The following is an 11,249-nucleotide window of genomic DNA, read 5'->3' as shown; positions in this document are numbered from 1 at the left end:
ATCCTCCGCGAAGGCGTTGACTGGAGTGGGAAGCGACGACTCGGGGTCACACCCCGCCAAGGCGCTTGCAGTGATCGCTAGTGTGGCGAGCAGGAATTGAAGCTTGGGAGCTGAACGGTTCGACATACTCTGCAAGTCGCTGCGCGCGCGGGTTCGACTGAGCGAAGAACAATGAGGCACCTCACTTCAAATCTATCCATGCGACGTCCCGGCCAGCTCAATCACCACCCGAAGCGAGGTGACGTCACTCGCCCTGAACGTGGCCCGACCGCAAGAATTCACCGATCTGGCGCAGCTGCCCCTCGAGCGCGAGGTCGAGCTCGTTGGTTGGCTCGGCGCCGGCCTGCATGCACGCGAGCAAGCGCTGGCGGGCAGCGACCAAGCGACTACGCAAGGTTCGCTCGGGGATGCCAAAGCCCTCGGCGAGCTCGGCTGCCGTGTGATCATGCCAGTAGTACAGCTCGAGCAGCTGCTTGGTCTCGACTGGCAATTTGCGAACACACGCGAGCAGCTGCTGGTGACGCTCGATCGCCGTGACGAGGTGCGAGGGCGAGACACCGTCGAGGTCCTCGACAGAGTGCAGCATGGGGTCGAACTCTCCCTTGCCCCGATAGCGTTGACGAAGAAAATCGAAGAGCGTGAACCGGGCGATCTTGAACAGATAGGTGCGAAAGCTCGAGCGCCCCTCGAAATTAGGGACCGCCGAGACCAGCCGACGAAAGGTCTCTTGGACGAGATCATCGCGCTCCGCGTCCCCGACCGCATTGAGAAAGTAAGCCCTGACGGGGTCGAAATACCGGGCCACGAGCACGTGCCCCGCTCGGCGGTCACCCTCTCTCCAACGCTCGATCAACTGAAGATCCGTGTCGTCCCGCACCGCGGGCACTCTAACACAGCTCCTAGGAAGCGAGGCCGCAGCAACTCCTGACTACTGTGGGAGCGGCATGAAGTGCGTGTCTTGGGGCGGGGTTCGGGTCGGAATGAGCTTGAGGACGGTCGGTCGGACCAGCAGCGGTGGCTCGGTCTCGATCGGTGGGAACTGGGGTGGCGGCCCTTTGGTCCCTGGGTCGCTCATCGTGCACATCATGGGCGTGCTCATGACACAGATCGTCACGGCAGCGGTTCGCAGCCTCGTTCGCATGGGTACATCCTCTGGAAGGGTTAATCGAGCCCTTTCGACGCGGTGGCTCGCTTCTCAATGGTCGTTGGGTTCACGCGAACGATTGCCGCGGAACCCAAAAAAGTGCGATCCGAGTCAGGCCGCTCACCCACGCTCGTGATCGAGGGCGCGACCGAACTCGGCGAGCAACGGGCCCAGATCTCGAGTGAGCGAGGGATCGAGCGACAGCAAGCGTCGATGGTGGCGTCGAGCCAGCTCGACCTCGCCGAATTCGAGCAGGTTCCACGCCAGCGAGAGCTCGCAGTTGACCCGCTCGGGTAGCTGCGCGAGGTGTTCCTCGAATATCGCAAGCGCCTCGGTCAGCGCCTCGAGACCTCGCCTGTCGCGGGCGTCAGCCAGAATCTGCCCCGCCCAAAACAGGGCAAACGCGCGATCGTCCGCAGGTTGGTCCGGATGTGCGCGGGCGAGCTCGAGCAGTCCGGGCGCGAGCCGAAGCGCTTCGGCTGAATGTCCACGATTGGACTCGAGCTCGATCAAGCCCGTGGTCGCGCGCAGTCGGACACTAGGGTGCCGGCTAGCGATCACGAGTCTCAAGACTTCGCCAGCAGCGTCGCGGGACGGCGGGTCGGCGTGCGCGAGCGCGAGTCCATAGTTGAGGGTTGCGATGTCGAGCTCTGGTGGATTCCCGGGCAGCCCCGCGCCGAGCTCGCGAGCGCGCTCCCACGCCGCTCGGGCCGCGTCACGGTCCCCGAGACCGTTGGCCGCGACCCCCAAGTTGATCAGCGCTTCGAGCTCTAGCAACGGATGCTCGCTCAGCTGCGTGCGAACGCGCTCGAGCCGGGCAGTTGCCTTGGCGTAGTCACCCCGGTTGAGCTCGACCAGACCCTGGGTCAGCTCGTACTCGACGCGCAGGTCTTCAGGCAGATCACGGGAGCGATCCATGATCGCCTTGGCCTCGCGCAACGAACGGGCTGCGCTCTCGAGCGCGTTGTCGTCTGCGGCCGAGATCTTGGCCGCCCGCAAGTGCGCAGCAGCCAGCAGCGAGTCGTTCGCGCAGGCCAGCGCGTGAACGATTGACAGGTCGAGCCAACCCAGCGCCTGCTTGGCGTCGTGCCGCTCGCCATGAATGTGGCCAAGTCGGTAGCTCACCGCGGCGGCCTCGTCCGAGTAGACACCGGACTGCGTGCAGCTGCTTCGGGCTTGGACGCCGGCCCATAGCTGCTCGCCGCGCGCGAGCGCCTCATCGTAGTCGGCCAGCGCCTCGCTGAGCTCGACTTGGTCGAGCGCCTCATCGGTCGCGCTGTCGAGCGGCACCGCGACCAGGTCACAGTAGGCGCGGGTGTGAAGCGGCTCGAGCAGCTCGCTGATCCTTGGCGCCGCGGCCGGATCGAGCGCGCTGAGCAGCTCGACGCGACGATCGAAGCGTCGCACCCAACGCTCGTGGCATCCCGAATCCACGCCCTGGCCGCACGCCGCGACTCGATCTTCGCGCCACTGGGTCGCCGCACGATCGAGACTGTCGATCACACTTCGGGCCGCGAGCCCGGTCTCGTCGAGCTCGAGCTCGCGCAAGTGGGCAGCGAGGGCTTGCTTGCGGGCCGGGTTCCAGACCCGTTCCAGCTCGAGGCCGACCTGCGCGCATGGATCGGCGGCTGCCTGCCCCGACGCTGGATCAGGTGTGGATCCGAGCTGCATCCCAGCGAACACCAGCACGCCGCCCAAGCCGACGGCCCCGCCGACCCACGCGTATCGGCGCCGACGCGTCGGCGTATGCTCGAGCGCGGCGACGAGCGTGGACATGTCCGCATGACGATCCTCGACGCGCTCGGCGAGCCCGCGGCGAAGCAGACGGTAGAGCCAGCGTGGGAGCTCTCGCGGTCGCTGGCCGATCGTCTGCGGCGTGGGTCGCTCGCCAACCAGCAGCTCCCACAGCGAGACACAATATGCGTACTGATCACTGCGAGCCTCGACACCCTGACCACGTCGCTGCTCGGGCGGCATGTAGGCCGGGGTCCCCATGAAGCTCGCCTCGGTCGCGGTCCCCCCATGCTCGGGAGTGGCGGGTTGGTGTAACGAGAGCGGCGCCCCCCCAGCGAGCCCGAAGTCGGCGACCAACGCCCGTCCGTCCTGTTGCAGCAGCACGTTGTCGGGCTTGAAGTCGCGATGCACCAGGCCCTTTTCATGAGCCGCCGCCAGCCCGCGACCGGCCGCCACGAACACCGAGATCAGCTGGGCACGCGTCGGTTTCGTCGCCTCGGCCCACTCTCGCAGGTTGTGCCCCGCCACGTATTGCATGGCGATGAAGAGCTCGCCACTGGCGGCGATGTCGACGTCATAGACAGACAACACATTGGGGTCATCGAGCAGCGCCAAGGCCCACGCCTCGCGCCGAAGCCGATCCTGAGATCGGTGACGGTTGGTCAGGAGCTTCGACATGACCTTGATCGCTACCGGTCGTCGGAGCACGCGGTCGTCGGCGAAGAACACGGCGCCCATGGCCCCACGGCCAAGCAGGCGACGGATCGTGTATCGCTGGTCGCGCCCGATGGTCACGGGCTCGACGTCGTCGAGCAGCGCCAGCCCAACGAGCGTCGAGCGGAATTCGACCTCGGCCTCGAGGCTCCGCCCGCCGTCCCACGAGAGCTGGGTTGGAACGGCCCGCTGGCCACCGTCGGTCGTCTGCGCGGGGGTCCCCGCCCGCGGCGAACTCAGGCCCGTCGTCATCTGCTCGTTCGCCTGCGCCGGTGTCCGCGTCGTCATACTCGACCCCCCCGCGCCCGATGCTCGATGCCTATGGCTAGCGGTCGCTCCTGCGTCGGTGACCTCGTCATGCATCGGTGATAGTCGAGCGATGACGACGAACGATTGACCTCAGCCACACTCGTTCGCGCGGCGCGCTACGGACAGGGGATCTCGAGCCGCGGCTGCAGATTTGGAAACCCGTACACGTCGTTCTGCATGTACAGCGACTCGGTCAGCACCCACTGCGCGCCGATGTTGGCGATCGTCTCGTCACGCTCGCTCAGCACCGGAATGTCGCCGGCGGCGTAGTGCAGGAACATGCCGATCTCGACCTTCGAACCTGGGTACTGGGCCAGGTACATCTCGAATTGCTGCTGGGCGTAGGCAAGCTGCTCGCACACGTCGTCACCAAACGCGAACTGGCCCTCGAGCCGGATCTGGTTGTCAGCGCCGAGCGTGGCGGACACGATCTCGAAGCGCGTGTACTCGTACTGGTAGTTGTATCCGAACGCGCCAAGGTCCGAGTAGAAGGTGCCCGCGTAGGTGTAGGTCCCGTAGTCGGGATCCGTGTAGGTGATCGAGTAGGTCTGGGCGACGCTGATTCGAAAGTCGTTGGGATCGATCGCGTCGACGTTCGCGACGGGATGGCTGAAGGTCAAGGTGAGCGTCGCGTCGCCGTCGAAGTCGACGGCGGTGATTCGAAACGTCCCGCCGTCACCGATCGAGCCGGGACCGCAGCCAAGCAACGGCAACATCGCGATCGTCGTGGCGAGTGGCCAGAGCACCCGCGGCCCGGCACGATTGTCTAGTTGGAAGGTCATGGGTGGATCATCACACGCTGGCTCGGTTCGGCGATACAGCGACGCGCGAGAACTCGCCCGCCCGCGTTAACTCGGCGAGACCGTGTCTGGCGATGGATCCGGCCAACGCCCACGCAGGCCCATCTGGCGCTGTCTGTGATCGGTCGCCCCAGCTCGCGGCACATCCAGGTGACCCCCGAGGCAAGTTCATGAACATATAGGCATACTTGCCCTTGCGCAGCCGACCCCAGGTGCGGTCGCCCTTGGCGATGCCAAAGTCGCTGAGCTTGACCGCCCCCGTGCGCGAGACCAGCACGTTGGTTGGGCTGACGTCGCGGTGAACCAAGCCCAGCGCCCGGCCGCTGTCGTCGGTGAGCGCGTGCACGTAGGCGAGGGCGCTGGCCAGCTGCTCGGCCACGAACAGCGGGGATGAGCTCGGGCGCGTCGCAGCGCTGGCGGTCTGTTCAGCGACTGAGTAGCCCGCGCCCACGCACCAGCACGATCAGCGCGGGCAACAAGAGCAGGTCCATCACCACCGCAAACGCGATCACCCCCCCGCCCAGCAACCCCAGCAGCTGCATCGGCGGAAACGAGGACAGCATCTCCAGCGACAGGCCGCCAACGATGACAACGCTGGTCACCAACACCGCCCGCCCCGTGTGTCCGATCGCCCGGCGCAGCGCAGGCTCGAGCTCGGCGCCGTCGCGCAGCTCTTCGCGGGTGCGGACCATGATGTGCAAGGTGTCATCAACCGCGATCCCCAGCGCCAGCGTCAAGATCACGGCCGCCAGCGGATCCAACACCTGCCCGAGCACGCCGAGCATCGCGTAGCCCAGCAGCAGCGGCGCGCCGTTGGGCAGCACGCCGATCAACGCCGGCCACAAGCTCCGAAACAACAGCGCGATCACACCGATGATCACCGCAAACACCAACACGAACGAATCGCGGACGTCCTTGGTGATGCCGTTGACGCCGCGGTAGGCGAGCAACGCGGTCCCGGTCGCGTAGGCCTGAACCTGCGCGCCGCCAGGCACCGCCGCCAGCCGGCGCTCGAGCTCGTGTTCCGCTTGCTCGGCGACCACGACGAAGCGCTGCCCACCGATGTCGGGCATGCCCGCGTGGATCCGCAGGTGTTGGCCATCGTCGCGCTCGAGCCGGTCGAGCGGGGCATAGGCGGCGATCGTGGCGATCCGGGCGTCGATCTGCTCGCGCGACCCCGGGACCTGGTTGGGCTCACCAAGCAGCTCGCCCGTACCCGCCACGATCGACGCCAGACCCTGGACCACGCGAACGCCGTCTTGCTTGGCCAGCCACAGCTCGAATCCGTGGATCGCCGCGAGCAGCTCCGGGTCGCGCAGGTCGACGCCCGCGGGCGCGCGCAGCTCGAACTCCAAACCCAGCACACCACCGAGCTGCTCGTCGACTGTCTTGCTCGCCACGCTGGTTGGGTGCGTGGGCTCGAGCAGACCCGAGATTTGATTGTCGATCTGCACCCGCGAGGCCGGCAGCAACGCGAGCAGCACCACCGCCAAGCTGCTGATCAGCACGACACCGGGCCGCCGGATCGCAAAGCCGACCACGACATCGACCCAGCGCAGCCCGGGCAGCGGCGGCGGGTGGCGGTCGTCCTCCACGAAGGTCAGCAGCAGCGGCACCAGCACGATCACGGTCACGAACGCGAGCACCACCCCCAGCGCGGCGTACAGCCCAAACCCACGCAGGATCGGCATGTCCGCCAGCGCGAGCGAGGCGAAGCCGGTCGCGGTCGTCAGCGAGGTCAGCAAGCACGCCACACCGACCCGCGAGCCCGCGCGCACGATCGCCTGGTCCTGCGTGTGGCCACCTGCGCGGCGCTCCTCGTGATAGCGCGCCAGCAGGTGGATCGCGTCGGCGACGGCGATCACCGGCAGCAGGGTGAAGTAGGCCTGGTTCAGCAAGCCCAGGCCCTCGCCCGTCCAGCCCATGATCCCCACCAACATCAAGGTTGGCAGCCCGGCCGCGAGCGCCGGGATCACCACGCCGTGCAGCCGGCGAAACACCACGAACAGCGCCCCGGCGATCACCAGCAAGGTCAGCGGCACCAACACCAGCTGATCGCGCACGACCAAGCCCATGAACCCAGCGCGCACGGCTGGGACGCCCGCGATCTGCCGCGTCAGGCCCACCTTGGCCAGCGCCTGATCATGGCTGGCCAACACCACCTCGAGCTCGTCGACGACCGACCGGGCCCGCAGCACGTCGTCGGTCGAGAAGCTGAGCTCCACCGCGATCACGGTCAGGCCGCCGTCGGCCGACAACAGCGTGGGTACGAAGGGCATCCGCTCGAGCAGGGCGCGGCGCGGCGCGGGCTCGAGGGCGGCGAGCCCCAGCGCCGCGGCGACGCTCGGGAACGCAGCGTCGCCTGGTGGTCCCGGCACCGCGGGTGGCAGCGGCAGCGCGAGGGTTGCGATCGACACGACCTCGTCAACCTGCGACGCGCCCGCGAGCGCACGATCCAGCGCAGCGATCACCTCGAGCCGCTCGCCGCTGAGCACACCCGCGGGATCGTGGGCGGCGCTCGGCTCGATCAGCACCAGCAGCGTGTCGTCGTCGGCGCCCCAGTTGGCGTGGTGGTCGGCCAAGCGCTGGGCGGCCGCGGACGCGTCGCCGTAGAACGCCGTTGACGAGAAGTCGACCTGCAGCCGCGTGAGCCCAAGAGCGGCGGCCGCCACCGTGATCACCACCCCGATCAGCGCGAGCTTGCGATGCCGCAGCACGCCCGCGATCACCCACGCGAGCAGCCGACTACTTCGCGTGGCGCGCTCGCGGTCAGACACGCCCGGAGTCTACAGCCGGACGCCGCCACCGACAGCGCTATGCTCGCTGCACATGTCCGAGTCCGACCTCGACCCCGTGGTGGTGCCGAAGCTGGAGATCCGCCGCCCGCCGATCTTGTTCAACCGCACCGCGCCGCTGATCGCTCGGCTCGAGCAAGCCTTGGGCGGGGCCTTCGTCAGCTATTGGTGCTCGCCCCACGCCAGCATGAGCCAGGCCGACGTCGCGGCGCTCGATCACGTGCTGCGTCGCGCCCGGGACACCCACGACGGCCCGCGCCGGGTGTTCTTGTTCATCAAGTCCGACGGCGGCCAGGGCACGGCCGCGCTGCGCATGACCAACATCTTGCGCCACTGGGCCGACGAGGTGACAGCGCTGGTCCCCCTCGAGGCGGCCTCGGCTGCGACGATGTTGGCGCTCGGGGCCGACGAGATCCAGATTGGTCCGCTCGGCTATCTGTCTGCGGTCGACACCTCGATCCGCCACGCGCTCTCGCCCCTCGACCACACCAACGATCGCGTGAGCGTCAGCCACGACGAGCTGGTCCGCGTGGTCCGGCTGTGGCGCGAGGGCACCCCGGGGGACGCCGCCCAGGACCACGATGTCAGCGAGCCGAACCCGTGGGGCAAGCTGTTCGATTTCGTGCACCCGCTCGTGATCGGGGCGGTCGATCGGGCCAGCTCGCTGTCGATCAAGCTGTGCACGGAGATCTTGTCCTATCACTTCACCGACCGAGAACGAGCGGCGCAGATCGCCCGCGCGCTCAATTCCGAGTATCCAGCCCACGGCTACCCAATCACCCTGCGCGAGGCCCAGCGCATCGGCCTGCCCGCCAAGCCACTCGCCGCAGAGGTCGAGGAGCTGCTCATCGCGCTTGGCCAGACCTACGCAGAGATGGGCCAGCGCGCCAACACGGACCACGATCCCCGCAACTATCACAGCAACGAGATCCGCAAGATCATCGAGACCCGGGATCTGCAGCTCTACTACCAGGTCGACATCGACTGGCACTACCGCGAGGTCGAGCGACGCTGGAGCTCGCTCAACGATCGCAGCTCGTGGCGAGAGCTGCGGCTCATCGCCGGCGAAGAACACACCAAGGTCGTCCACCTTTGAATTCGTGAGCAACGTGCAAATTGCAAAGGCCAGCGTTGCCGCTGGCCTCTGCAGTCAGTCAGTCAGTCAGCGACTAGGCGCCGGGGATAATGCAGACGCCAACGTCGACGTAGTCGGGCGGCGCGGTGCCGTCTTCGAACAAGGGCGTGCACTCGGTCCCTTCAACGGTGCAGGTCGGGTCGGTCAGGTCGCAGAACTCTGCGCAGCAAGACGCGCCAGCGCAGCTGGGCAGCACGTCGGCGCCCAGGCAGATGTCGCCGCCGATGCAGTCGTTGATGAAGCCACAGGGCTCACCGGTTGGCAGGTTTTGGGTGAAGAAGGCACACACGAAGTTGCCGCTGAAGTCGTAGAAGCACGAGTCCGTGGCCGACGGGCAGTCCTGCAGCAGCGGGTCGCAGTTGAGCAGGCACAAGGTGATCGACCCCTCGTTGGCGATTGAGCAGCCGTAGCCGGGCTCGCAGATCGGGTCGTCAGGCGAGCCCGTGCAGAACGAGGTGCAGACGCCGACGCCCTCTTCCGAGACGTTCCAACACCAGGTGTCCGCGTTACAGTCGTCGGTGGACGCCGCGGTGCCGTCGTAGGTGCAGGGCTCGCCCTGGGTACCGTCGCCGTTGATCGGCACGCACTTGTTGGCATCCCAGCCACCGCCCGTGCTGCCGTACGCAACGCACTTCTCACCCTCGGGGCAGTCCTGCGCCCACGGATCACACTCCGCGATGCTGGGCATGTCGCCGTCGGTGGGCACGAAGCCCGCGCTCGTGGTTGTCGTGGTCCCAGGATCGCCGTCACCGTCGCCACCAAAGTCGTCGGGGCCGCCCGTGTCCTCGTCGTTGTCGGTGTCGGCGCTACCGTTGGAGGTGGTTGCGACGGTGCTCGCACCAGTGGACTCGGTGTCGGTCTTGTCGCCGCAGGCCGACAAGGTCAGCGCACCACCAACAAGACACAGCGATAGCAGTCGTAGGGTTTTCATGATCGAGGTTCTCTCTTGGTTCGGTAGGGTTTGACGAGGGGCCACGCTCACCCGACGAGATGACAAGTATCTAAGACAGTTTCAGTAGTTTCCATAGTCACCCAAATCTATTATTCGAGATAAAACTCACGACATCTGTGCTCCCCGAGCGATTCTGCTCGAACTCTAGGGGGGAGCGGGACAAGATCCGTGGGCTGCCCGGGGTAGCGTCAGTGTCATGCGCATCGTTCTCGCGCCTTCATTCGCGGTCGTGCTTGGCCTGGTCTCTCTGTCCGCGTGCAAGTCAGAGCCGGGCGACGCGGGTGCTTCGTGCACCAAGAAGGAAGAGTGCGCCGACGGGCTGAGCTGCCTCGATGGCAAGTGCACCAAGCTCGAGGCGCCGCCCGAGCAGGTGACGGGCCACTGCGCAAACTTGGCCGGCTTCGCTGGCGCGTGGACCTTCGACACCACCGTGGTGGGTTCGGAAGATCTCTCGTCGCGTGGGATCAACGGTCACTTCCAGATGACGGTCAGCGTCGACAACTGCGAGGGCAAGATCCAGCTGACCAAGACCGGCTACGACGACGTGGTGTTCGAGAAGGGCAAGGTTCAAACCTCCGAGGCTGCGCTCAGCGAGTCCAAGCTGATCCCCGGCGCGATCGATGCCACGGTCTCGCTCAAGGGCAAGCCCACCCACACGATGACCTTCATCGTGCGCGAGGGGCAGCTGTTTGGCTACTACCAGTACATCGAGACAGAGTGGAAGCGCGCGGGCATCTGGGGCTACCTGCGCGGGGTTCAGGCCGGTCAGGATCTCGCCGAGGTCGAGGACTTCAGCGTGCAGCCGTGCGAGGTCCAGTGCCTGACCCAGTGTGACGCCGCGCGCCGGCGATCCGACGCGACGCTGGACGAACCGGCGCTCGCCGCCTGCATGACCGCGTGCGCAGCCGGTGAGCCAATCACTGGCTGTGGGCCCGGCGCGCCGCTGCCAGATGAGCTACGCGTGAAGATCAACGGACCGGCCAAGTCGCTCGACGAGCTGTGCAGCAAGGCGACCGCGGCAGTGTTGGCGGCCGACGGCCGCGGCCCGACCGAGGGTGACGTGCGCTGCGAGAAAGAGCCGCAGATCAAGAACAAGCCGACCAAGCGCGCGCTGGCCAAGCGGCGGCTGGGTGGATCGTTCAAGGCCGCGCAGCTGCTGCAGGTTGGCTTCTTCGACGCGGGGTACACCGGGCACCTGATCCTCGCGCTCGAGACCGAGGCCGGGTGGTTTTGGACCGACTCGCTGGCCGACCTCAGCATGTCTGGGGTCGGCGGGGTCTCGGTGACGACCCGGGCGATGACCTTGCGCGCCCGTGAGCTGTTGTCGCTCGTTGGGCGCGAGGTCGTGGCCGAGATCACCGTAGAGGTCACCGACTCGGATCTAGGCGTCAACGAGGTCTCGATCGACACGACCAAGCGCGCGGTCGTGTGCTCGACCGGCGCCCCCCCAGTGTGCATGGCGATGACCGTGGACTGGTCGTCGGAGCGCACGCTGATCGTTGACGGCGACGACGACAGGGATCATCCAGACCTCCACGCCGATCGGGGCGAGCTGTACCTCTCGCTGCTGCCCGGGGATCTGGTCTCGATCTCGACCCCCGCTACCGCGCGCGCGACCGATCGCGAGCTGAGTGGCATCTACGCGTGGCCCAAGTGACGCGACCCA

The 11,249-nt window shown here is 66.9% G+C and carries 9 protein-coding genes; 2 read left to right on the top strand and 7 right to left on the bottom strand.

Annotation, left to right across the window (positions count from 1 at the left end):
* Positions 1–244: 244 nt before the first annotated feature.
* The 6 genes from DB30_RS14165 to DB30_RS14140 all read right to left on the bottom strand — a co-directional run bounded on the left by DB30_RS14165 (position 245) and on the right by DB30_RS14140 (position 7,478).
* Positions 245–877 carry an RNA polymerase sigma factor gene (locus DB30_RS14165; RefSeq protein ID WP_165703757.1) on the bottom strand — a complete coding sequence of 211 codons (633 nt, stop codon included), beginning with the start codon at positions 875–877 and terminating at the stop codon, positions 245–247.
* Between the two features lie 51 nt (positions 878–928).
* A complete protein-coding gene (locus tag DB30_RS14160) occupies positions 929–1,099 on the bottom strand; it encodes a hypothetical protein (protein ID WP_153258319.1) in 171 nt (56 codons plus the stop codon).
* Positions 1,100–1,264: 165 nt separating this feature from the next.
* Positions 1,265–3,880 carry a serine/threonine-protein kinase gene (locus DB30_RS14155; RefSeq protein ID WP_052549004.1) on the bottom strand — a complete coding sequence of 872 codons (2,616 nt, stop codon included), beginning with the start codon at positions 3,878–3,880 and terminating at the stop codon, positions 1,265–1,267.
* Positions 3,881–4,017: 137 nt separating this feature from the next.
* Entirely contained in the window at positions 4,018–4,683 is a 666-nt protein-coding gene (locus tag DB30_RS14150) for a hypothetical protein (protein ID WP_052549001.1), read from the bottom strand.
* A gap of 10 nt (positions 4,684–4,693) precedes the next feature.
* On the bottom strand, positions 4,694–5,080 hold the full coding sequence (locus tag DB30_RS14145; RefSeq protein ID WP_240480229.1) for a protein kinase domain-containing protein: 387 nt from the start codon (positions 5,078–5,080) through the stop codon (positions 4,694–4,696).
* A gap of 46 nt (positions 5,081–5,126) precedes the next feature.
* Positions 5,127–7,478, bottom strand: a complete 2,352-nt coding sequence (locus DB30_RS14140) for an efflux RND transporter permease subunit (RefSeq protein WP_146658843.1) — start codon at positions 7,476–7,478, stop codon at positions 5,127–5,129.
* A gap of 52 nt (positions 7,479–7,530) precedes the next feature.
* On the opposite strand from DB30_RS14140, the gene DB30_RS14135 reads away from it, so the two are divergent.
* Positions 7,531–8,592, top strand: coding sequence for an SDH family Clp fold serine proteinase (locus DB30_RS14135; RefSeq protein WP_052548995.1), 1,062 nt, complete (start codon positions 7,531–7,533; stop codon positions 8,590–8,592).
* Positions 8,593–8,665: 73 nt separating this feature from the next.
* On the opposite strand, the gene DB30_RS14130 is transcribed toward DB30_RS14135, so the two are convergent.
* Positions 8,666–9,562: a hypothetical protein gene (locus DB30_RS14130; protein ID WP_052548993.1), complete on the bottom strand. Its 897-nt coding sequence runs from the start codon at positions 9,560–9,562 to the stop codon at positions 8,666–8,668.
* Between the two features lie 217 nt (positions 9,563–9,779).
* Here DB30_RS14130 and DB30_RS14125 point away from each other — a divergent pair, with 217 nt between their 5' ends.
* A complete protein-coding gene (locus DB30_RS14125; protein ID WP_146658840.1) occupies positions 9,780–11,240 on the top strand; it encodes a hypothetical protein in 1,461 nt (486 codons plus the stop codon).
* Positions 11,241–11,249 lie beyond the last annotated feature (9 nt).

The organism is Enhygromyxa salina, assembly GCF_000737335.2.
In the GTDB taxonomy this organism is placed as follows: Bacteria; Myxococcota_A; Polyangia; order Nannocystales; family Nannocystaceae; genus Plesiocystis; species Plesiocystis salina_C.
The sequence above is the reverse complement of the archived record's forward strand: the minus strand, read 5'-3'. Positions and strand labels throughout refer to the sequence as shown.